This is a genomic window from Aerosakkonema funiforme FACHB-1375, assembly GCF_014696265.1.
Classification (GTDB): Bacteria; Cyanobacteriota; Cyanobacteriia; order Cyanobacteriales; family Aerosakkonemataceae; genus Aerosakkonema; species Aerosakkonema funiforme_A.
This window is the reverse complement of record NZ_JACJPW010000106.1, coordinates 1-22,627: the sequence shown is the minus strand read 5'-3', so window position 1 is coordinate 22,627 and position 22,627 is coordinate 1. Positions and strand designations below refer to the sequence as shown.

Below are 22,627 nucleotides of genomic sequence, written 5' to 3'. Positions count from 1 at the left end.
CAGGCGTTAAGTTCAGGTCGAGCCGACCTTACTTTTTCTTCAGGGGCACGATCCAAAATTATCGAGGCATTTAAATCCCTGTCCATAACGTCCTATGGGAGGCAGGAGCGATTGCAGAGGGTAGCCCCAATCTCTTCTACTATACAGGCGTTGCGCGATAAGGGTATTTACCCAGGGCCAGATTTGCCAACAACAATCCCACGGTCGATCGCCGTGGGAGGGTCGCAAAAGATTTTTGGAAGTTCGATCGAAGTTTCAAAGAGAACGGCTGCGATAGCGTTGCAATTCTGACCGCATTTGAGCAATTTCTGCCCTCAGTTCGTCAATGGTAGCTTGCAGGTCTCCAGATGGGGAACCCAGACCCAGTGTCGCGTCGGCGTAGCGTGTGCCCTGCCCAGTTGGGGCAGTCGTCCGCCCCTGCATAGTGGTTTCTTCAGATCGATTAGCTCGTTCGATCGCTTGGAGTGTGAATTCTCGCAGACGCTCCCGTTGCTCGGCATCAAATTTGCCAAATTCGCTCACAGCGTTGGTAAGGGCTTGTTCTAGCTGTTCGTAGAGCGCTTCGGCAATAGCTCTGCCGACAAAAAAGGCATGAAGCTGATTATTGCTCATCTTTTTTCCTAGCTGGAGACACTCGACATTGTTTGATGCTTTCTATCCGCCAAAATTATAGCTTGCTGTGAGATCTCCTGCCTTAGTCCTAAGTAACAACTAAGGCTCTTGGGTTGATTCTGTGGATGGTGCTGCTCCCTCCGACGCAGGTATCGGCGGTAATGGCTGAACAACTGCGGGTGGTGGATCGGATGGCTCCTTTGCTGGTGCAGGTTCTGGGTTAGCTACAGTTGCCGCTGGGGTCGCCGCTGGTGAGGGCGCTACTTCTAGTGTGGAAACCCCTGTGGGATTCTCGACAGGAGTAGGATTGGGTGTAGCGACAGCAGGCTGTGCTGGTGCTTGCGCCGCTGGCAAAACCGCTGGTGATGCTGGTGCGACGGCTGCTGGTGATGGTGCTGGCGCAGCAGTCGATGGGGGAGTTGGTGTTGGTTGAGGAGAGGCTTTAGAATTGACAGCCTGCGGCGATCGCACTCTCAATTTTGGTTTGTAACGCCGTGGCGGAGTAGTCGCCTTTTGCTCAACGGTTGGGATAGACGATCGAGAGTTAGATCGAGAATTAGATTGAGAATTCGATGACGATTCTTGCTGGGAGTTTGGTTCGGGGGTTGATGGGGGTGGCGCAGTCGGTACAGATGTAGGCCAATTGTTGGTGGGAGGAAAAGATTGCTCTTCCTGCAAAATCGGTTTGCCAGAATTACCGAAGCGCAAAGTTAAACCAAAACCGATACCGACGATCGCTCCTATTGCTGCTGTAATTGCAAATACTCGCAATCCCTTCAGATCGAATTTCTTTGGATGGGGAATCTGTCCGTTTTGCTGTTCGGCTTCTTCACCCGTTGGCGGTTCTGTAACTGCGGACAAAGAAACTGTGGGTTGGCTGAGTTGAAATCTGCTTTTAGGTAAAAGATTTAACCAAGCTTCTACGGTTTGCGGACGCCGTTCGGCTTCCATCTCCAAACCGTGCATAATCGCCTGCTCAACCTGTTGGCTGAGGTTGGGTTGCAGTTGTCTTGGTTTGGGGAGAGGAACGCGATCGCGCAATGCTGCCGGTACTGGCGGTTGACCTACCAGCAAGGTATAAAGTGTCGCTGCTAGAGCGTAAATATCGGTAGCTGGACTGCGCCTGCCTCTGGGCAGATATTGTTCGATCGGCGCATACCCGGCTGATAAAATACCTGTGTGAGTTTGAGTTACCCCAGGCGTAAATTCGCGAGCAATACCAAAATCTATCAGAATTACCGTCTCTGTACCTTCGCGCCGAATAATATTTTGCGGTTTAACATCCCGGTGGAGCAACCCATTTTGGTGGACAACACTAAGAGCCGATCCAATTTGACAAATATAATTAATAGCTTGAGCTTCCGGTAAAGGTTGGCCTTGTTTGAGTAAATCTGCCAGCGTGGGGCCAGGAATATAATCCATGACGATAAAAGACTGCCCAGCCTCTTCAAAAAAATCTAGCACCCTGACAATATTCGGGTGCTGGCACTTGGCTAGTCGCTGAGCTTCGGCGACGAACTGCTCTTGAAATCTTTCAAAATTCTCATGTTGGCGCAGATTTTCATGCAGAGTTTTGATCACCACAGTTTGACCCAGATAGCTGTGGGTAGCTTTGTAGGTGATGCCAAATCCACCCTGGCCAATGGGGGCATCGAGAATGTACTTGCCATTTTGAAGCACTTTGCCAGCCATTATGTTCATGGGTAAAGTCACTCGACGCGAGACAATGCCAGTTTTCCATGATAATCCTACTGCCATCCAGCTGACTGAGAACTGCCGTGCGCGATCGAGATGGGTGTTTTGAATTTTATGTAGCAAAAATAACACACTTTGATAGCGCGACTTTGTTAAGTTTGCCACAAAGCAATTTTAGCTCGGGCATTTGGTGAGTTAATATTTCTCATCAGCGTCAAATGCCTGAGTAATAAATGGTGCTAAGAAGCCCGATTGCCATCGTGGTGAGGCACGGACTTTGGAAATGTCAGTTGACTGGATTTTTAGGTGTGAGGAAATATGCAAAAATTGTTTTGGCAGACTTTGTTGTTTAGTCCAGCAATTTTAATTGCTGGTTGTGTAATATCTTGTGAAGCGATCGCACAAGAAGTAGAACCAAACCTGGTGCAAGCAAACAGCAGCTCGCACCAACAAGTCTTGGATCTCAGTCAAGACTTAAAACTTATTCACTCCATAGATTCGATCGATCGCCAGCAAGTTCCCCGCCCTTTAAACGGTGAAGCCATAGCACAGATTGCGCCACTTTCGGAACTATCTCCAGAACCGATAAATTCTCAACCAGCGCCTGCCAACCGAAATAAAAAAAATCCTATGGGGCAGGTAACATCTGTTTCCCAACTATCTGACGTTCAACCGACAGACTGGGCATTCCAAGCGCTGCAATCCTTGGTGGAGCGTTACGGCTGTATTGAAGGATATCCCGATCGCACCTACCGGGGCAACCGCGCTATGACTCGGTACGAATTTGCCGCCGGATTAAATGCTTGCTTAAATCGCATTCAAGAACTGATCGGTACAATCCGTCAGGACGTTAGCGCTGAAGACTTAGAACGCATCAGGCGTTTGCAAGAAGAATTTCGGGCCGAACTCTCCACCCTGCGGGGTCGCGTAGATGCGCTGGAAGCACGCACCGCCAGACTGGAAACCCAGCAATTCTCCACCACTACCAAACTAAGCGGTCTTGCCAGCTTCAATATCACCACAGCTAGTATTGCCGGCGATAAAGTCAAAGCCGAAGGGTTAAATACTTTCGCTGCCACGCGACTAGACGATAACACACCATTTGTCAGAGAAGCAGACGACCCCCAAACTACTTTAAGTTACGTAGTGTGGCTCTCATTCAACACCTCTTTTACTGGCAAAGATAATCTGCTAATCAACCTAGCGGCAGGAAATGGAAACTCACCTGTAAATGAGATTGCTTCCGCCGGTCAATTCAACACAACTGGTGTTAATTTTTTCGACCAGACTGCTGGGGCAAATCCGAATCAAGTAATTATTCGCGATTTAGTTTATACCTTCCCAGTCAGCAACAATCTGCGTTTATCAATTGGCCCAAGAATAAATTGGTATTCTCGTTTTGACGATAATGCTTTTACCCTACCTTTCAATACGGGTTCGACTTTTAACGCAATTAACGGCACTTTTTTAACCTACACTAAGCGCGGCGCAGGAGCTATAATTGAGTGGAACATCAGCAAACAATTTGAATTGCGTGCTGGCTATCTGACAGAGAGTATTGAATTTTTGCCGGGTGTTCGTCCAGCATCCGATCCGAACAGGGGTTTGTTTAACGGTGCCGATACAATTACCGCCGAAGTCACATTTAAACCCGTTAAAACTGCCAATTTACGCCTGCTGTACCAGCGTAGTAATATTTCTAGAAATCAAGACGGACAAATTGCTTTTCAGCCTATTGTTGGGGTAGCGGATGATGGTTTTGGCGGACGCCTCCACGATGCCACTTCGGATACTTTTGGGGTTAACTTTGATTGGTTAATTACTAGGGGCTTTGGTATCTTTGGACGCTATTACTATACCAGCGCCCATTTAGATCCCATTACGCCTGGAAGAGAGGATGGAAATATTAACGCACAAAATATTCAAGCGGGACTTGCTTTTCCAGATTTAGGCAAGCGCGGCGCAATGGCGACGATATCGTTTGTTGTGCCTTTTGATATTTTGGATGGTCGCGAATTCCTTGTATCTGGTGGTGGCAATGGTGGTACTCAATACGATATTGAGTTGGGTTACTTCTTTCCCGTAACTGAGAACATAGCCGTTGTTCCAGCTTTGTATATCATCAACAACATTAACAATTTTGACGATAATCCCACTGTTTTTGTCGGCAATTTGCGAACTCAGTTTCGCTTTTAACGAGCAGTTGTTAGTTGTCATTTTAACTAAGTAATGTTTAGATTATTAAAAATATCTAAACATTACCAATTGAGAAAATGGTTAGAAAAAACAAGAGTGAATTTAAAATGTCATATCCCTTGAGGGTAAGACCGATCGCTGTTGCGTATTATTCCTCAATTTTTCAATAACTTCGGGAGGGGTATTTGGGCCGATCGCACCGCAGTAATACAGGTTCATTACTGCTTTAAAAGCCCAATCGTTGGGCGATACGTCAGTGAAGGGAATTGGCAGAGTATCGGCGCGATTTTGTACGCAAGCGTTGAGAACTTGTTCTGCTGTTGGCCGCGCTTGGGCTGTCTGTCTGTCGGAGTCGAGCGGTTGGGAGTTTTGCGCTTGTGCAAGATTTGCTAAGCAAAGGGGAGCCAATATTGTGGCAAATGCGAACATTTTTAATTGCATAAACTTGGCCTAAAAAAAACTGTAACTAAAGGTAAAATTTTACTGGTTATAACAAAGACGTTTTTTGTTTTTGAAAGTTGCTTTGTTCGCTCATTACCCAGCCAATCCAAAATCTAAAATCCAAAATCTAAAATAAGTTGACAATGCCGGTAATCAAAATTTTGGCAATAGATTAGGGTGCGATCGCAATTTGTTCGATAATCGGATCGTTATCTCCATCTGCCCAAGCGGCAAATCTTTGGGCTAGAGGCGGTACGAATACCAGCGGATTGCTGAATCCGGAAAATATGTGAAGACCTTCTATGCTTGGTAATTTACCGATTGCGGGTAAGCGATTGTGGCTGAAAGCAACTAAACAGTGATGCCACGTTCCCGGCAATTTCCCCAATGCGGGTAGGACTTTTCCAACTTCGGCTCGAATAGCAGTTTCGCTGGCTTCTGGGTCTATTGTGGCATACGGGTCGGTGAGAGCGCGACTGATTTGCCCCATTATAATGCTGCCATCTTGAAATTGAATCGCACCGGCATCTAAAATGGTAGCATTTGGCGACGGTATTGGTTTCTGACCCTCGTTCCATAAGTTATCGAACTCAGCCGCGCTTGTTTGAGCTTCTAGTTGAAAGCGTTTCAGTTGGGCAGGCATTACTAAGGTATTTAATTGCAAATCGACGGGAGGAGTTTCTATCAGTTCGGCATGGGAAAAATACAGGCGTACCGATATGCCTGCATCTTTGAGCAATTGTCGGCTAATCCCACCTGCACAAACAACGATGTTGAGGCTGTGGTATGTTTCAATGTTAGTTTGTACTCCCAAAATGCGATCGCCTTCTCGAACAAATCCCCATACTTTAGCAATTTGTATCTCCCCGCCTCTCCTAATTGTCGCTTGACAGTAACCTTGGGCGGTTAATTCTGAGTTGATGTGACCGTGTTTTACTGTTAAAGCACCACTCAGAGAATCTGGATTGAGTAAAGGTTCGATCGCACAAGCTTCTTCTACACTAATTAACTTGGGAGGGATGACGCATTGGCTGTATGCTGCTGCAACTTTTTCCGGGTTATCTTCGGCATCAATAGTTAGGATTAAATCTAATTCGCGAAATTGTGTATCGATGTCTAATTCTTGGGAGAGAATGCGATTGCGATTGATTCCTTCCGCGCACAGTTGACGAGTCAATTCTGTTGTCCCCGACCAATATGCCAAACCGCCATAACTGTAGCGAGTCGCATTATTTGGTGCGGCGTTTTGTTCTAATAAAAGTACAGAAAACCCTTTTTTTGCCAGTTCGTAACTAAGTGCCGCACCAGTAATCCCGCCGCCGATAACAATCCAATCGTATGTTTTCATTTTTAGACTGTGAAGTATTCTTTCTGGACATCGATTACCAACAATGCTCTTTTGATTTTGTTGGTTCTCCATTCTGCCTGGTTAAATTATTCCTTCATTGTATCACCTAAGTTCGTCGGTAATTCAAATTCGCCATTGTCAAGCGGTTCAAAATCTAGTACTTGGGTAACTGCATCAATATTTAAGATCCCGTAAATATGAGGATAATGTTCCTCTCCCACACCTTCGTACCGAATTTCCGCTCGAACTTTGTCAGATTCGATCCAAAGAATTACCAAACCTTTTTGATTGTCAAAATATTTGTTGGCTGTTTTGACAACTTGGTGCGGTGTTGAGCAATGGATAAATCCTTCTGTTTCTAATGTATCGCCTTTATAAAAGCCATCGAGTTGTGCTTGCTCCCATTGTTCGCGCTTCGTGATATGCAAAATTATCTTCATTCGATTTTATCCTCTCTGATGTTATTGCAAATTTTTGTTAATAGGTTGGCTCTCGCGCAGAAATCACCTTTGTTTCCGATCGTTGTAGCTATTTAAGATGATAGCCAGCTAAAAGGATTTCCAGAATAAACCAAACTTAATATCATTATAAATTAAATTTAACCTTGATAAGGTAATCTTTCTGAAACCAGTAATACTAATCTACCAATCTCGTAACCCCCTCTTAAACATGAGTGATTTTTCTAGCGAGAAGTGGCAAACGATTAAAACGCTTGCCGCTAGGCTGCAAGCTATAAAGACAATTATAGAAACTTTTGATGGCCAAATTAACAATCAACCGTTTGCTGAAGAACTCAGACCAATAAAAGAACAGTTAGAAGCTGATTTTGAAGGCAGCTTGAATGCTTTGCTGGATTTAATTGATGAAGATGATATTTAAATCGGTTGGCATCTAAATATAAGATGTCTAGATTCAGATCTAAATTTTTAACAGGTTTGTTTTTCTGTTTAGCAACTTTTTGGTTATCTCCACTCTTGCACAAGGTCAAACGACCAAATTTACACTCAACCTAAACTGGTTGTTTGCGGAATTTGGACAACCTGTTCGTCAGTCGGTTCGATCTGAGAAACTAGAGTTCGTATTTGTGCGATGTTGGAATTAGATCGCAAATTATTTGGCGGTACTTCACGCATTGCCAACAGCAGCCTGAAATGAGCGAAAATATGATAAAATTTGGGGCGACAAGGAGTTTAATCAAATGACTGTAGAAATCGACAAACCCGTAATCTACGATGGTGGCTGTCACTGTGGCGCTGTCCGCTTTCGGGTGGTGGTGGAGAAGCACGAAGCGGACGAATGCAATTGCTCGATATGCAAAAAAAAGGGATTTTTACATCTGATTGTACCGCCGGAAAAGTTTACGCTGCTAAGCGGTGAAGATGTTTTGAGGACTTATACATTTAATACTGGTGTCGCGAAACATACTTTCTGCGGTATTTGCGGAATTCACGCATTTTATAGACCGCGATCGCATCCTAACGACTACGATGTAAACGTGCGCTGTCTGGATGGCGATGCGATGTCTAAATTTCGCATTATTCCCTTTGACGGAGCCAATTGGGAACAAAGTATAGACCAACTGCACTCGCGAGTGCAACCATCATAAGGGGCTAGGGCGTCGGGAAAGAAAAATCTAGAATTAAACATTTTGTAGAATTGACAACTTCCTAATTGACGCCTCATGGGTTGCGATAAAGATTAAAGAGCTAATTTTTAATTTTCGCAGAGGTTGCGATCGCTCTCGCGAACATTGATATTAGTCTTCAGATAATCGCGTACCCAATTGCAACCCCGTACCTGGAGATATTCGAGATCCAAATTCCATAAAATCACCTGTTTATCCTCACTAGCAGAAGCGATCGTCTTGCCATCCGGGCTGAAATTCACGCTCAAAACCTTACCCTTGTGACCCTTCAAAATATTGGGTTCCCTAGTGTTAAAATTCCAGAGTATAACGGTATTGTCATCGCTAGCAGAAGCGATCGTCTTGCCATCCGGGCTGAAACTCACCCAGTTCACCGAACCGCTATGTCCTTTTAAAGTATCGATGAAAGCGCCGTTCCGAGTCCAAAGTTTAACAGTTTTATCATCGCTAGCAGTGGCAATTATTTGACCGTCCGGGCTGAAATTCACCCAATTCACCGACCCGTTATGCCCCTTCAAAGTAGCGATTTCTTTACCGTTCCGACTCCAAAGTTTGACAGTACCATCCTTAGTAGCTGAAGCAATTATCTGACCGTCCGGACTGAAACGAACCCCCCATATCCCATTGACATTTAAGTTGAGAGTTTGAAGTAAAGTGCCATCGCGCCGCCAGAGTTTCACAGTTTTATCTTCACTTGAAGAAGCGATCGTTTGACCGTCGGGACTAAAAGTCACGCTGGTGACTGACTTATCGTGTCCCTTGAGGGTGTTGAGTAAAGTACCGTCCCGCCGCCAAAGTTTGATCGTTGTATCCTCACTGGCAGTAGCTAAAGTCTCCCCATCTGGGCTAAAACTAACATCGAGAATCCAGTTGCTGTGTCCCGTCAACGTTTTCAGCAACTTACCGTCACGCCGCCAAAGTTTGACAGTTGCGTCCGAACTGGCGGAAGCCAAAATCTGCCCATCGGGGCTGAAACTAACGCTGTTGACCCAATCTTGATGACCTGTTAACCTTTTTAGTAACTTGTTGTCAATTCTCCACAGTTTAACGGTGTTGTCATCGCTGGCGGTGGCAAGAGTCCCACCGTCGGGCGACCACGCTACCGCCCTTACGCCATTCCCGTGTCCGCTGAGGGTTTTGATTAAAGTACCGTCGCGCTGCCAGAGTTTGATGGTTTTGTCGGCGCTGGCGGAGGCAATCACATCGCCTTGCGGATTGAAACTTACGTCTAGCACCAAATCTTTGTGTCCGGTCAAAGTGGCGATCGTAGTTCCATCCAGTCGCCAGAGTTTGACCGTTTTGTCCTCGCTAGCACTTGCAATTAACTTACCGTCGGGACTAAATGCGACATTTTGAACCGCATCGCGATGTCCGGTGAGGGTATTGATTAGTTTGCCATCCAGTCGCCAGAGTTTGATGGTTTTATCTACACTACCAGAGACGATCGTTTGGCCATCGGGACTAAAACTAACGCCCAGTACCCAATCAGTATGGCCTTTAAAAGTTCTGATTAATCTACCGTCAATCCGCCACAGTTTAACAGTGTTGTCGGCGCTGCCGGTCGCCACAGTCTGACCGTCGGGTGACCAAGTTACGCAAGTCACATCATTTGTATGCCCTTCTAGGGTACGCAGTAAAGTGCCGTCGCGATGCCAGAGTTTGACGGTGTTGTCGGCGCTGGCGGTCGCAAGAGTTTGGCCATCGGGACTGAAACTGACGGCGGCAACTCCCGCTTTATGACCTGTGAGAGTGGCGATCGAACTGCCATCCCGTCTCCATAATATTACTGTTTTGTCATCGCTGGCGGTGGCGATAATCTTTCCATCCGGACTGAAAACGACGCCCAGAACATTATTAGTATGTCCCTCCAAACGGTTGTACTCTCTGACTCCGTAAACTGCCTGTCCCAGTGCCGTTACAACTGGAATATGGATCTCAGCTTCTGTCGTAGAAATTGATTTCAGTTGTTTAACTGCCCTCAAACTTTCTATTAACGCATCAAACTCTCGATTAGAAGCAACCAGGGCTTCTGAAGAAGCACTTATCGCCTTGATTTGGCTAATTTGTGCTAATTTTTTTTGCGAATTTACCGAGAATACCAAGCCGGTCAATATAAATACAGCCCCGCAGGCAGCTGCTAAGCTTCCTGTCTGAATTCGCTTGCGCCAAGCTTCACTTCTTTTTTGTTTTTCTTTGGCGTCTGCAAGTGCAGCTAGCAGTTCTTTTTCCTGGCGCAATTGCTCAATTACAACCTGACTCAGTTCTTCCCGATGACGCAAATCTGTTAACTCGGCTAACAAGCCTTGTTTTTCTGAATGACGAGTCAAAGTTTGGAGATAGTCGTTCAGGAATTGATAGCGTACATCTGCTATTTCTGCCAAAAGTTCTTTTTCTTGACGAAGTTGTACAATTTCTGTTTGCCTGCGGATCAGTTCTTCTCGCTGTTCTTCAACTTGTTCCAACAAGCCTAACTCCTGTTGTTGCAAATAGCGAATAAAAGTAACTAGATAATCGTGAATTAGTTGATAGCGCTGTGCCGGAAATTCCGGTAACTGAAAAACTAACCCGGATTTGACTAAAATCCACAACACTAAGTCTAAGTTATTTGGCTCTTCTAGTGCCTCTAAGTTAGATGCTAATTCAGCGCGAGTTTTGATCGGTCTTGTGCCGTTTTCATCTGTGAGTAAGTACAAGACAAGTAGCGCTACTTGTTCGTTTTCAGGGCCACAATCATGAATAACTTCTTGTAAAAATTGCTCTACAAGTCGGTTTTTAGGCCCGCGCTCTTGGTATTTACTAAGTGTTGTGATATTCTCTGCTTGGAGCTGCGCTCCCACTACCTGCAATTCAATGGGTCTTACTTCTCCAAAATCTGCGGCCAAATCTCTTACTAATTCATCAATGAGAGCTTCTTCCAAATAAAACTGAGAACGCTGCGTTAAGCTTTGAATTAGCGCTTTGGCGTCTGCTGGCGAAAAGTTACCTATGTAATGGAGGATATCTTTGCTGAGGATATCGTTGTTTATTATTGGCAAGTTAGTAAGGCGCTGACAACCTAACAAACGATGCAGATGATCTTCTCTTATGGAAAGTATGACTTTCACGAAAGGAAGATTAAGGCTATATCGCAGAAAATCAAAAAAATGTTTGATTTCAGATGAATTAGAGCCGACAAAGAAGAATTCTTCAAACTGATCGAAAATTAGCACAGTTAACAAATTTCTTTCTTGATTTTTCTGGAGTTGTGCTAATATTAATTGTGGTGTGTACAGGGGGTAATTTAGGCGAATATTTTTAATTTCCTTGAGCGCTTGTGCCAGTCCTCTTCCCAAGGTTTCACTCCAATCTGTGTAAACTTGCAGCACAACTGGCAAAGCATCTCTTGCGCCAAAGCTAGTTTGTTTTAATGCCGGTACTAATCCTGCATTGACAATCGAACTTTTCCCTACACCTGACTGACCGTAAATAACAGTTAGTTTTTGGTCATTACGGCTAATTCTTTCGATGAGACGATAAACATCTTGTTGGCGTCCGGAAGTAGCAATTTCTAGGGCAACTGTTCCTTGATATCCGGCATTTGCTCCAGTACGATCGATATTTACTAATGCGGGGTTAGTAGCTTGTCTTTGAGGTTCTAACTGACCTGCACCAATAAAAGCGCGGAAACCATATTGCTGTTCGATCGAACGTTGTTCCAGTTTGATTTGAAATGCTTCTCGATATTGACTCTGCTGGAAGTAGACCGATCGCAAAGTTTTTAAAATACGTATATATTGGCGAGGGTCGTAGTGAGCATTGCTGGCAGAACGAGCCATTTCCAGATTACTTATAGCCGACTCTATTTGACCGAGTTGCTGTTGAGCTATACCTAAAAGTAAAAGAGCTAAATTTTCATGTTGAGGGTATTTTCCCACATCAGATAAAGTAGTTTTTGCCAAAGTCGCTAAATACAAAGCTCCTTCCCAGTTTTGTCGTTTGAGAGCTACTTCTGCCAAGAATACATAATCTTGAGCTAGTTGTAAAATTTCACTACTAAAGTCTGTATTTCCGTAAGTTATATGCAGTTGTAAGGACTTGTTGGCCAGATTTTGTAAATTATCCCAATCTTCCATCCGTCGTAATACTTCGCCCAGATGTCCGATGAATTTCGCGACTAAATCTGGCCGTTCTAGCTCTTCAAAAACATTCACGCATTGCTGTAAATATTTGCGTGCTTCCTCCCAATGACGGCGGCTTTTTGCGGGTTCTAAATCTGCTTTTCTGCGATAGCAAAGACCGATGTGAAATAGCAGCAATCCCTCTTTTAATTTTGGATTTTGGATTTTGGATTTTGGATCGTTTAAGTGGTTATTTACATCCGGTATTCTCAAAACAAAATCTGTATTTACCTGCTGCCAAAAAGCTAAGCTACGCTGATAACAATCTAAAGCGACATCAATTATATCGTTAGCATAAGCATCGCGACCGAAGACAAATTCTAAGCTTGCTTCTAGTTCGGGATCGAGCTTTATGCCGCGATGAAGTAAATCTGTTTGAGCAAAATCTAATTCTAGGCGACGCGAAGAACCAATTTCTAAGTCGAGCGCTGAATTGTTCAGACAATTAACCGCGTCAGATTCTAAAATGGAAGCGAATAAAGAATCTGCATTTTGGCGTAAGGAATCTATTAATTCATCTGTGGCAATGACAAATTTAATTGGCGTGGCTGCCCAACTTGTCAAATCCGGCGCAAATTTGATTAGTTTTTGTTGTAGCTTATCGTTTATCCACAGTACCAAAGGAAATGGAAAACTTTGACGCAACTCATCTCGCATTTGATTGCTGGAAGTTAGCAAGCTTTCGATCGCGCTTACAGATTCCAAACCAAATATCATTAAAGCAGAAGGTCGAGTATCTCCCAATTCTGCTTGAATAATAGGATAAATTCTTGTAGTTAATTCGGGCAGAACTATTTCGCGAATATTGAAACTGGAAAGTTCTCGCAAACGTTGTAGTATCTGCGATCGCAAGCGCCCATAGTTACAGTTCGCCAACACCAAAGAAAATTGCCCCTGAGAAAGTGCGATCGCTCGCTTTAGCGTATTCAGGGAGCGATCGTTCTGTACAGCGGCATCTTTTAGTAGTTGTTTCGAGTTACCCACAAGTGAAAATTTTGCGCTTTTGCTAAAATCGGATCGATTGCAAAATAGCTCCCTTTGCCATGATTTTTTCTATCGAGATGTAAAATAAGGGTGCATATTTTTGCCGCAGACGTATCAGACATCAGTCATAATAATTTACGCGCAAGACAGGCTCTCACCCGGTAAACACGAGTGAGGTTTGTGGGCGATCGACGTATTTTACCATTACCTTTACCTGGAAGCGTCTAGGTTTTTACCCCTTGTACGAGCTACTGTGAGAGAAATCTGTGTAATATCCAAATTAACCGCGTAACTTTATTTGCAGCCCAGCCCTGTCCGGCGGCATTTTGGCGACTGTCCACCTCTAGCCGTAAGTATAAACGGCTCCAGTCGGTTGAGATCGGATGGTAACACGGCAGCTTTTGCGATCGACAGGGAAATCTCAATACGGGGAACGATCCGATCGATACTTTGGGTAAAACTTTGACCTGTATCGGTTACTAGCAGAGGGAACATTATCATTAAACTGAAAAACTTCTTGTTCATTGAACTCTCACCTTCCCATGCGGAGCCTGTGGAGATTTAGGTTTTTTTTGCCGATACTTCCGATTCATGACTAGCTTCATGGGTCATAGCCGGGGGTCAGGATGATTTTGCGGCAAATGGAATTTAATGGATATCAACTGCGGGAACAATTTTTGCTTCGATCGAGCAGTTGTAGCCGGTCAAACGATTTTGGATTTTGGATTTGGCGCGAAGTGGGCGTCTTGGCGGTGACCGTCACGATACCCACCTTCGCAAGAGAGGATTTTGAATTGGCTGGGCAACGATCGGACAGAGCTTGAAATTCCGGAAAATTTTTAGATGATTCGCGTCACCTTATTCTCTATTCCCTCTTCCCTCTTCCCGACGCCCGACGCCCTAGCGATAGAAACTTTCAGCCCTTGTAGTTGCACCTGAATTGCACCCAAACACCGATTTTGTTGAGAAATTGGGATTCAGCGGACTGTGGTCAGAGATGGGTCATCTGTTTCTCTGGGTGTGATGTTCGATCGCCCTTTCTAGTGCTTGAGGTCGCTCGAATACTTTATTTTTGGAGTACAGACTTTCCACATTTCTACGTATTTATTATCTCATAAATTGGGCTTGACAGCATATCGATCGGTAAAATCGCGGAATCAAAGCCGCCAAATCGTTCGGTTAGGTACGCAGTACACTGGGAAAATAGCACCGGCACGCGATCGCACCCGCAGTGCAAAAATAAATAGGCACTTACTTTGAAACAGAACGATCGATGACACAGCAGCAATACCGCATCACCCTTTTACCCGGAGACGGGATTGGCCCCGAAATCATGGCAGTCGCGGTAGATGTGCTGAAACTGGTGGGTCAGCAACTAAACCTCCATTTTGAGTTCCAAACAGCGCTGGTCGGCGGTGCGGCCATCGATGCTACAGGCGAACCCCTACCCGCCGCTACACTGGAAACCTGCCGCCAAAGCGATGCCGTCTTGCTGGCGGCAATTGGGGGTTGGAAGTGGGATAGCTTACCATCTCATCAGCGACCGGAACGAGGCTTGTTGGGACTGCGGTCTGGACTGGGGTTATTTGCCAACTTGCGACCGGCGAAAATTTTACCCCAGCTGATCGATGCCTCCACATTAAAGCGGGAAGTTGTGGAAGGCGTTGATATTATGGTGGTACGAGAACTCACCGGTGGCATTTACTTCGGTCAACCGAAGGGAATTTTTGCCACAGAAACCGGCGAAAAGCGGGGAGTGAATACGATGGCGTACACCGAAAGCGAAATCGATCGCATTGGGCGGGTAGCGTTTGAAACGGCTCGCAAACGAGGCGGTAAACTTTGCTCGGTGGATAAGGCAAACGTGCTGGAAGTTTCGCAGTTGTGGCGCGATCGCATCATTCAGTTAGCATCGGAATATCAAGATATCGAACTGACTCATTTATATGTAGATAATGCTGCCATGCAGCTAGTGCGGGCTCCCAAACAGTTTGACACCATAGTCACCGGCAATCTTTTCGGTGACATTCTTTCAGACGCGGCTGCTATGCTAACGGGTAGTATCGGTATGTTGCCTTCTGCCAGTTTGGGTGCAAATGGGCCGGGTGTATTTGAACCCGTCCACGGATCTGCCCCCGACATTGCCGGTCAAGATAAAGCTAACCCCATAGCTCAAGTTCTCAGCGTTGCGATGATGCTGCGCTACGCACTCGATCGGCCAGAGGCGGCAGACCGAATTGAGCGGGCAGTACTGCAAGTTCTAGACAATGGTTATCGTACCGGCGATATTATGTCGAATGGTATGACGCTTGTGGGTTGCCGAGCGATGGGGGATGCTCTGCTACAAGCGCTGGAAAACCCCCAATCCTAATCTATTCGCCAAAAGTGGCGCTTATTGCTGTATGCAGACAAATCGATTAAAGTCGAGCTTAGAAGATAGGGATAGGTTAGCGGTACAGGCTTCTCAGCAACGGATAGAAACTAAGGGAGACAGGAAAGATTTTCCAGTGTTACCAGACCCAGCTATACTGCAAGCCGCTCGACAAATTTACCGAACCTACCATCAGACACATCCCAAGCTGGTTCAGCGTCCTACTGGTGTAGCGCTCAATCGAGTAACGCTCAGGGGTAAGCTAATTTTTTCTGGCCAGCCGATATTATTGCCGCAAGAAATTTTTGTCCCGTTTAGTCAGATTGAATCGGAATTATATTAGCGGCAGTTTTTCTGGTTGGAGAAAATAGCCAATCTTTGCTAAATAAGGAGTAGGGCGGGCAATGCCAACCCTACTCCTGAAAGCTTTTTTGCACAAAAAATGATATTAAAAGAATTTTTGGATTCGGGGTATTTTATTCCGCACGGTCACTGCTACCTGTGGAAGCCGGAGTTGGTAGGACTGCACGTAGTATCCGACGCTTTAATTGCGATCGCCTACTATTCTATTCCGATAGCGCTGATCTACTTTGTCCGCAAGCGTCAAGATTTACCATACCGATCGATTTTTCTGCTGTTTGGCGCATTTATCATTGCTTGCGGCACCACCCATATAATGGAAGTTTGGACGCTGTGGTATCCCACCTACTGGCTATCTGGATCGATCAAGGTTATAACTGCGATAGTTTCCCTTTATACAGCTTTGCAACTCGTGCCGTTGATTCCCAAAGCGTTGGCTCTCCCCAGTTCCGCACAACTAGAAGCAATCAACCGCAATCTGGAAAACCAAATCCAGGAACGTCAGCAGGTCGAAGAGGCATTGCGCCAAAGCGAGGCTCGCTATCGCGCCATCGTAGAGGATCAAACCGAACTGATTTGTCGCTTTTTGCCGGATAACACCTTTATCTTCGTTAACCAAGCTTACTGTAGCTACTTCGGCAAAACACAAGCAGAGCTGATCGGACACAGCTTTGCGCCAATTATTTTTCAAGAAGATTTACAACAAATCGAAAACCAACTGAGTACTATCACTCTAGAAAATCCCGTTACCACGATTGAAAACCGCATCCTGCGACCGAACGGCGAAATTCGCTATCAGCAATGGATTAACCGGGCAATTTTTGATGGGCAACAATGTCCGATCGAGTTTCAAGCTGTGGGTAGAGATATCACCGAATTGAAGCGCACAGAAGAAGCTTTACTGATATCGCAAGCGCGTCTGAGCGGAATTTTGGATATTGCTGACGATGCGATTATTTCCGTCGATGCAAGTCAACGGATTACTTTATTTAACAAAGGCGCAGAAAAGATATTTGGATATAAAGCCATTGAAATTATAGGTAAACCCCTCGATGTGCTTTTGCCTTCACGATACAGAGAGATTCATCGCCAACACGTTGTCGGATTTGGGTGGTCATCAAATACGGCGCGGCGAATGGGGGAGCGGCGGGAAATTTTTGGTCTTCGCAAGGATGGTACGGAATTTCCGGCTGAAGCTTCGATTTCGGCAATGGAATTAGAAGGTGAAAAAATATTTACTGTTTTTTTGCGCGATATTACCGATCGCAAGGTTTCCGAACAGGCGTTGCGGGAGAGTGAAAGACGTTTCCGCGCTATTTTCGATCAAACTTTTCAATTTGTTGGTTTGCTAAAACCAGATGGTACGCTTTTAGAAGCGAACCGATCGGTGTTGGATTTTGGCGGAATCGAGCTTACAGATGCGATCGACCGTCCGTTTTGGGAGGCACGGTGGTGGAGTATTTCCAGGGACACTCAGAAGCGATTGCAAGAAGCGATCGTTCAAGCAGCCGCAGGTAATTTCGTGCGTTACGAAGTCGATATCCAGGGTGTCGGCGATACTGTCGCCACAATCGACTTTTCCCTCAAACCTGTCAAAAATGACGCCCAAGAAGTTGTTCTGCTGATTCCGGAAGGACGCGATATCAGCGATCGCAAACAAGCGGAAGCTGCACTGCAAAAAGCATACGACGATCTAGAACTGCGCGTGCGCGAACGTACCAAGGAATTAGCAAAAACCAACGAAGAATTACAGACGGAAATTGCCTATCGCGTTCGGGTAGAGGCAGAACTAGAAATCCGCATTCGTCAGCAGGCAGCAGTAGCTGAACTCGGCCAACAAGCTTTGGCCCACAACGATCTTGCCAGTATTTTCAACCAAGCTTGCGCTATTACCGCACAAACTCTGGAAGTCGAATACTGCTCTGTTTTGGAAATCCTCCGTAGAGGGGATGTTTTGCAGCAAGGGCCTGGAGTAAGTTGGCAAAGAAAACTCTTGGGTAGCGCCACCGTCAATTTTGGATTGCGTATTTTAGATTTTGGATTGCAGTCTGCTGAAGAGGAATCGAAGGCGATCGAATCCGAAAAACAATCTCCAAATCCAAAATTGCCACAGGCAGACTCCACCTTACTTTCAAACTCGGAAATCTTTTCAGACTTATCTGCCGAGGTAGGGTTTGGTGACTCCCCCCTTGTAGAAGATCGAGAAGTACACAGCGGTATGAGTGTCGTTGTTGAGCAAAGTACAAATCTTCCCTTTGTAGTTTTGGAAGTTTACGCAGCCAAAGAACGCATCTTCACCCAAGATGATGTGTATTTTCTGCAAGCGATCGCAAATGTGCTTTCTTCTGCGATCGCTCGCCAGCAAGCACAAGCGCAAATACAGGCATCTTTGAAAGAAAAAGAGGTGTTGCTCAAGGAAATTCACCACCGCGTTAAAAACAATTTGCAGGTCATTAGCAGCCTGCTTGGACTTCAGTCCCGCACGATTCAGGATAAACAAACCATCGATATATTCCAAGAAAGCCAAAATCGGGTCAGATCGATGGCACTTATCCATGAAAAACTATATCGTTCTAAAGACTTATCAAAAATAGACTTTGCCGAATATATTCGGGAATTAACTATTAATTTGTTTCGTTCTTATAAAACTAATTCAAATAATGTTACTCTCGTAATGGAAATTGGCCAAAATATTTTTTTAGATGTTGATACAGCCGTTCCTTGTGGCCTCATTATCAACGAAATAGTTTCTAACTCTTTGAAATATGCTTTTCCTCAAGGTGAAAAAGGCAAAATTCAGATTAAATTAAATCCTCTAGATGAGCATCAGCTAGAAATGATTGTAAGCGACGACGGCGTGGGATTGCCAACAAATTTTGATTTAAAAAACGCAAACAGTTTGGGCATTAAATTAGTGAACGGCTTAGTCAATCAGTTAAGAGGTACACTAGATTTGAATACTAGCAAGGGAGCGGAGTTTAAAATTACGTTTGCCAAGGCTAAAATATAAAAGTAGCTGGACATCAAAACGCAATGAATAAGATCGCTAAAAAAATTTTAGTTGTGGAAGATGAAAGCATCGTAGCTATAGATTTACAAAATATTTTAGAAAATTTAGGTTATCGTGTATCAGCCATCGCAGATTCAGGGGATGAAGCGATTAAAAAAGCTGGGGAATTAAAGCCGTGTTTAGTGTTAATGGATATTAGGTTAAGAGGAGAGATAGATGGTATAGAAGCTGCTGAAGAAATTTCATCGCGTTTCGATATTCCAGTAATATATCTAACTGCTTATGCTGACGAAGAAACTTTAGAAAGAGCTAAGAATACAAGCCCATTTGGATATATTATTAAACCGTTTGAAGAAAGGGAATTAAACACAACTATTGAAATTGCAATTTACAAACATCAAATGGAAAGGCAATTAAAAGAAAATGCTAAATGGTTTTCCACAGTACTTAAAAGTATCGGCGATGGGGTGATTGCTAACGATATAGAGGCGCGGATCGCTTTTATGAATCCGATGGCGGAAGCGCTAACTGGCTGGCAGCAGTCAGAGGCGATCGGTAGAAATTCGACAGAAGTATTCAATATTATCGACGAGCCTACCCGCAATCCGATTGAAAGTCCTGTCATTAAAGCACTTAATGAAGGTAAAATTGTCCATTTGCCAGAGCAAACTATTCTTTTAGCTAAGAATGGAAAAGAAGTGCCTATAGGTGATAGCGCTGCACCGATTAAAGACGATCGAGAAAATATTATGGGTGCAGTTTTAGTCTTCTGGGATATGACCGATCGCAAGCAAGCAGAAGAACAATTGCGCTATCAAGCTTTTCACGACAGATTGACAGGTTTGCCAAATCGCGCTCTGTTTGTGGAACGGCTCGATCGAGCAGTCAAACAAGCAAAAAGAGACAAGGAATATTTGTTTGCAGTATTATTTTTAGATATCGACCGTTTTAAAGTAGTTAATGATAGTTTTGGACACGCTATTGGAGATAAACTGCTGATCGAGATCGCCAAAAATCTAGAAAACACTTTACGTAACATTGATACGGTGGCGCGTTTGGGAGGAGATGAGTTCGCCATCCTTTTGGAAAATCTTGAAGATATGAGTAATGCCTGTACAGTAGCCGAGCGAATTTTAAGAGAACTCAATACACCTTTAAATATAGACAAATACGAAATATTCACCAATGCCAGCATTGGCATAGTCGCCAGTTCCTCAAATTACGAACGAGCAGAAGATTTACTCCGCGACGCTGACATTGCTATGTACCGTGCCAAATCATATGGGAGAGGATGTTATCAGATATTCGATACAGGTATGCACCTGCAAATACTAGCTCTCTCCCAATTAGAAAACGACCTGCGACGAGCTATCGAACGGCAAGAATTTCGGTTATACTACCAACCGATCGTATCGCTGGTAACTAACAAAATTGTCGGTTTTGAAGCGCTGGTACGCTGGCAGCATCCTCAACGCGGCTTACTTGCACCGGCAGAATTTATACTGCTGGCCCAAGAAACAGGGTTGCTGGTGCAAATAGACTGGTGGGTGCTGCGGGAGGCGTGTCGTCAAATGCGAACATGGCAAAAGCAAATACCCACTACGTCATCTTTGACAGTCAGCGTTAATTTTTGTAGCAAACAATTCGGGCAATCAAATTTGATCGAGCAAATTGACCAAATTCTGCGGGATACTGGTTTGGATGCACGCAGTTTAAAGGTGGAAATTACAGAAAGCGCTATCATTGAAAATGCTGAATCTGCGGCTGCCATATTTTCGCAACTGAGAGCTTTGGGAATTCAGTTGTGTATTGATGACTTTGGCACCGGTTATTCATCTCTTAGTTACTTGCATCGCTTTCCAGTAAATACTCTCAAGATCGATCGATCTTTTGTGAACAGAATGAGTGAAGATAGCGAAAGTTTAGAAATTGTCCGAACCATCGTTATGCTAGCGCATAACCTGGCTATGGATGTAATTGCAGAGGGGGTGGAAATGGCAGAACAACTGGCAAAACTCAGAGAGTTAAAATGCGAATGCGGACAAGGTTATTTCTTTTCTAGGCCGTTACCATCAGAACAGGCAGAAATGTCGATCGCGATCGAACAACAGTAAAACATGGATATCTTCACTGCATTACCGATAATTGTGTTTTTCTTCATGCTGGGGGCGTCTGTGGGCAGCTTCCTCAATGTTGTAGTTTACAGGTTGCCCGCAGGTTTATCTCTACTGTTTCCTCCCTCTCGCTGTCCGCAGTGCCTCAATAAGTTAAAAGCCTACGACAATGTACCGATTTTTGGCTGGATATGGTTGCGGGGACGCTGTAGATACTGCCGAAATTCCATTTCGATACGCTATCCCTTAGTGGAAGCAGCAACCGCCATTTTATTTTTGTTGGTTTTGTTTAGATTTGGTTTATCCGGTCAAACGCTTGACTATTGGCAAACTTTCGGGTATTGCGCTTTTTTAAGTTGGCTTTTGGCTTTATCTTTGATTGACCTGGATACCATGACTTTGCCTAATTCTCTCACTCAGTCGGGTTTAGTAACTGGTTTGGTATTTAAAGGCGTTCTCGGTTTTCTGACAGCATACAGTGCAGCAGGTGTTGCCAGCTGGCTTTGGTCAGGTATTGCTGGTGCTGTATTGGGGATATGGCTTTTTGATACGATCGCTGTGGTAGGAAAGCTCGTTTTTCAGCAAGAGGCTATGGGTGGAGGGGATGCCAAATTAGCAGCGATGATGGGCGCTTGGTTAGGTTGGAAATATTTACTGCTGGCTGGATTTTTAGCTTGTGCGATCGGATCTTTTGTCGGTGGAGGTGCGATCGCACTTGGTTTGTTAAGTCGCCGCCAGCTGATGCCTTTTGGCCCTTTCCTGGCAATGGGAGCTGCATTGACTGTTTTTTTCGGGGAAGATATTTTAGCTACGTACCTAAAACTATTTTTTCCATTGATTTGAAGGTTTTATATGCTAAAAAAAACTAACATTTTATATCTGTATAAGAAAGGGAATAAATAACAAAAATAATCTGGAAATTGACAAAAATTAATTGTCGAAAAACCTAGCGAGCGATCCCATCAAAGCTGTGCATCAGATGGCCTTGCCGTCGAGTTGATTTGAGATGTGAAAGGGAATTCTTAGCTAACCTAGCAGTGTATTTATTCAAGTCGTAACCATTCACCCCTTTGTTATCCATCCAATCTCTAAGACATTTATTGCGGATGAACTGTGAAGTACGAATCGCTGAGTCTATAGCTTGATACTGCTCTGGAGTTACGCTGCATTTAAACTCGTAAACAAAAACGATGTATCGACCTCTGACCACGTAAATTTATATTAGTATTGTCTCACTAAAAAGACAATTTTCCAGTCAATCGATCTGTGAATTTTATCGGGATTGACTGACAAAATTCACCCGCCTTATATCCCCACTCTATAGAGGATCGGGGTCTGACGGCGGATTATGATAAAATCAACCTGTGTCTTGGATCGTACTGAAAACCACTCGTACCCGCTGGGAAGCGGAGTTAATGCAGCAAATCCTTGCTGCTCACCAGATCCCAACTCGGATACTCGACTTGGGCATAGCCTCTTATCTAGGTACGGGTAGTCCTGCTGCTTTGCAGGTGCGACCGGAAGATCGTTGGACAGCCCTGCTTCTGCTCAGCCCCCTAGAAGAGGAGCAAGCAGGGGAAGAGATGTGATCTAATCCCCATTTCTCAGGACAAGTCCGGATATTAAGGCATTTAAACTATGTACGCCATCAAACTCGAACTCAAGTTGAATAACGCTGAACGCACTTTAATGGC

Annotated in this window: 17 protein-coding genes; 9 read left to right on the top strand and 8 right to left on the bottom strand. The window is 44.7% G+C overall.

All coding sequences use genetic code 11. From position 1 onward, the window contains the following. Window positions 1-255: 255 nt before the first annotated feature. Window positions 256-612 (bottom strand): DUF6825 family protein, encoded by a 357-nt coding sequence (locus tag H6G03_RS29420; RefSeq protein WP_190472770.1) that lies wholly within the window; start codon window positions 610-612, stop codon window positions 256-258. Window positions 613-711: 99 nt separating this feature from the next. Next, window positions 712-2,472 carry a serine/threonine protein kinase gene (locus H6G03_RS29415; protein ID WP_322111998.1) on the bottom strand — a complete coding sequence of 587 codons (1,761 nt, stop codon included), beginning with the start codon at window positions 2,470-2,472 and terminating at the stop codon, window positions 712-714. A gap of 153 nt (window positions 2,473-2,625) precedes the next feature. On the opposite strand from H6G03_RS29415, the gene H6G03_RS29410 reads away from it, so the two are divergent. Then, entirely contained in the window at window positions 2,626-4,503 is a 1,878-nt protein-coding gene (locus H6G03_RS29410; RefSeq protein ID WP_190472766.1) for an iron uptake porin, read from the top strand. Window positions 4,504-4,605: 102 nt separating this feature from the next. Here the strand turns inward: H6G03_RS29410 and H6G03_RS29405 are convergent, their stop codons facing one another. The 3 genes from H6G03_RS29405 to H6G03_RS29395 form a co-directional block, all read right to left on the bottom strand. Next, window positions 4,606-4,944, bottom strand: a complete 339-nt coding sequence (locus tag H6G03_RS29405; RefSeq protein WP_190472764.1) for an S-layer protein — start codon at window positions 4,942-4,944, stop codon at window positions 4,606-4,608. A 172-nt stretch (window positions 4,945-5,116) separates the two neighbouring features. Beyond that, window positions 5,117-6,292, bottom strand: coding sequence for an NAD(P)/FAD-dependent oxidoreductase (locus tag H6G03_RS29400; protein ID WP_190472761.1), 1,176 nt, complete (start codon window positions 6,290-6,292; stop codon window positions 5,117-5,119). Between the two features lie 86 nt (window positions 6,293-6,378). Then, window positions 6,379-6,732, bottom strand: coding sequence for a DUF952 domain-containing protein (locus H6G03_RS29395; protein ID WP_190472759.1), 354 nt, complete (start codon window positions 6,730-6,732; stop codon window positions 6,379-6,381). Between the two features lie 229 nt (window positions 6,733-6,961). Between H6G03_RS29395 and H6G03_RS29390 the strand changes: the two genes are divergently transcribed. Next, a complete protein-coding gene (locus H6G03_RS29390) occupies window positions 6,962-7,171 on the top strand; it encodes a hypothetical protein (RefSeq protein ID WP_190472756.1) in 210 nt (69 codons plus the stop codon). 125 nt (window positions 7,172-7,296) lie between these two features. Here H6G03_RS29390 and H6G03_RS39015 read toward each other — a convergent pair whose 3' ends face one another. Beyond that, window positions 7,297-7,425, bottom strand: a complete 129-nt coding sequence (locus tag H6G03_RS39015; RefSeq protein WP_255512296.1) for a hypothetical protein — start codon at window positions 7,423-7,425, stop codon at window positions 7,297-7,299. A gap of 65 nt (window positions 7,426-7,490) precedes the next feature. Here H6G03_RS39015 and H6G03_RS29385 point away from each other — a divergent pair, with 65 nt between their 5' ends. Further along, the gene (locus tag H6G03_RS29385) at window positions 7,491-7,898 is read left to right on the top strand and encodes a GFA family protein (protein WP_190472753.1); all 408 of its coding nucleotides are present in this window, start codon (window positions 7,491-7,493) and stop codon (window positions 7,896-7,898) included. Window positions 7,899-8,005: 107 nt separating this feature from the next. Here the strand turns inward: H6G03_RS29385 and H6G03_RS29380 are convergent, their stop codons facing one another. Both H6G03_RS29380 and H6G03_RS29375 read right to left on the bottom strand, forming a co-directional pair. Further along, window positions 8,006-13,078 (bottom strand): WD40 domain-containing protein, encoded by a 5,073-nt coding sequence (locus H6G03_RS29380; RefSeq protein WP_190472750.1) that lies wholly within the window; start codon window positions 13,076-13,078, stop codon window positions 8,006-8,008. 294 nt (window positions 13,079-13,372) lie between these two features. After that, the gene (locus H6G03_RS29375) at window positions 13,373-13,603 is read right to left on the bottom strand and encodes a hypothetical protein (protein ID WP_190472747.1); all 231 of its coding nucleotides are present in this window, start codon (window positions 13,601-13,603) and stop codon (window positions 13,373-13,375) included. Window positions 13,604-14,351: 748 nt separating this feature from the next. Between H6G03_RS29375 and leuB the strand changes: the two genes are divergently transcribed. From leuB to H6G03_RS29340, 6 genes are all read left to right on the top strand, one after another. Further along, on the top strand, window positions 14,352-15,449 hold the full coding sequence (gene leuB / locus H6G03_RS29365) for a 3-isopropylmalate dehydrogenase (RefSeq protein ID WP_190472741.1): 1,098 nt from the start codon (window positions 14,352-14,354) through the stop codon (window positions 15,447-15,449). 31 nt (window positions 15,450-15,480) lie between these two features. Further along, window positions 15,481-15,792, top strand: coding sequence for a hypothetical protein (locus tag H6G03_RS29360; RefSeq protein WP_199315538.1), 312 nt, complete (start codon window positions 15,481-15,483; stop codon window positions 15,790-15,792). A gap of 99 nt (window positions 15,793-15,891) precedes the next feature. Further along, window positions 15,892-18,819 carry a PAS domain S-box protein gene (locus H6G03_RS29355; RefSeq protein WP_190472738.1) on the top strand — a complete coding sequence of 976 codons (2,928 nt, stop codon included), beginning with the start codon at window positions 15,892-15,894 and terminating at the stop codon, window positions 18,817-18,819. Window positions 18,820-18,842: 23 nt separating this feature from the next. Further along, entirely contained in the window at window positions 18,843-20,933 is a 2,091-nt protein-coding gene (locus H6G03_RS29350; RefSeq protein ID WP_190472735.1) for a two-component system response regulator, read from the top strand. A gap of 3 nt (window positions 20,934-20,936) precedes the next feature. Continuing rightward, complete coding sequence (locus H6G03_RS29345; protein ID WP_190472733.1) at window positions 20,937-21,776, top strand: prepilin peptidase; 840 nt, start codon at window positions 20,937-20,939, stop codon at window positions 21,774-21,776. 521 nt (window positions 21,777-22,297) lie between these two features. Continuing rightward, complete coding sequence (locus H6G03_RS29340) at window positions 22,298-22,522, top strand: hypothetical protein (RefSeq protein ID WP_190472729.1); 225 nt, start codon at window positions 22,298-22,300, stop codon at window positions 22,520-22,522. The last annotated feature ends 105 nt before the right edge of the window (window positions 22,523-22,627 follow it).

Bases quoted from the DNA above. Each gene is read 5' to 3' on its own strand.
- H6G03_RS29375 (WP_190472747.1), bottom strand. From the start codon at position 13,603: ATGAACAAGAAGTTTTTCAGTTTAATGATAATGTTCCCTCTGCTAGTA.
- H6G03_RS29390 (WP_190472756.1), top strand. From the start codon at position 6,962: ATGAGTGATTTTTCTAGCGAGAAGTGGCAAACGATTAAAACGCTTGCC.
- leuB (WP_190472741.1), top strand. From the start codon at position 14,352: ATGACACAGCAGCAATACCGCATCACCCTTTTACCCGGAGACGGGATT.
- H6G03_RS29345 (WP_190472733.1), top strand. From the start codon at position 20,937: ATGGATATCTTCACTGCATTACCGATAATTGTGTTTTTCTTCATGCTG.
- H6G03_RS29395 (WP_190472759.1), bottom strand. From the start codon at position 6,732: ATGAAGATAATTTTGCATATCACGAAGCGCGAACAATGGGAGCAAGCA.
- H6G03_RS29360 (WP_199315538.1), top strand. From the start codon at position 15,481: ATGCAGACAAATCGATTAAAGTCGAGCTTAGAAGATAGGGATAGGTTA.
- H6G03_RS29355 (WP_190472738.1), top strand. From the start codon at position 15,892: ATGATATTAAAAGAATTTTTGGATTCGGGGTATTTTATTCCGCACGGT.
- H6G03_RS29350 (WP_190472735.1), top strand. From the start codon at position 18,843: ATGAATAAGATCGCTAAAAAAATTTTAGTTGTGGAAGATGAAAGCATC.
- H6G03_RS39015 (WP_255512296.1), bottom strand. From the start codon at position 7,425: ATGCGTGAAGTACCGCCAAATAATTTGCGATCTAATTCCAACATCGCA.
- H6G03_RS29405 (WP_190472764.1), bottom strand. From the start codon at position 4,944: ATGCAATTAAAAATGTTCGCATTTGCCACAATATTGGCTCCCCTTTGC.
- H6G03_RS29420 (WP_190472770.1), bottom strand. From the start codon at position 612: ATGAGCAATAATCAGCTTCATGCCTTTTTTGTCGGCAGAGCTATTGCC.
- H6G03_RS29385 (WP_190472753.1), top strand. From the start codon at position 7,491: ATGACTGTAGAAATCGACAAACCCGTAATCTACGATGGTGGCTGTCAC.
- H6G03_RS29400 (WP_190472761.1), bottom strand. From the start codon at position 6,292: ATGAAAACATACGATTGGATTGTTATCGGCGGCGGGATTACTGGTGCG.
- H6G03_RS29410 (WP_190472766.1), top strand. From the start codon at position 2,626: ATGCAAAAATTGTTTTGGCAGACTTTGTTGTTTAGTCCAGCAATTTTA.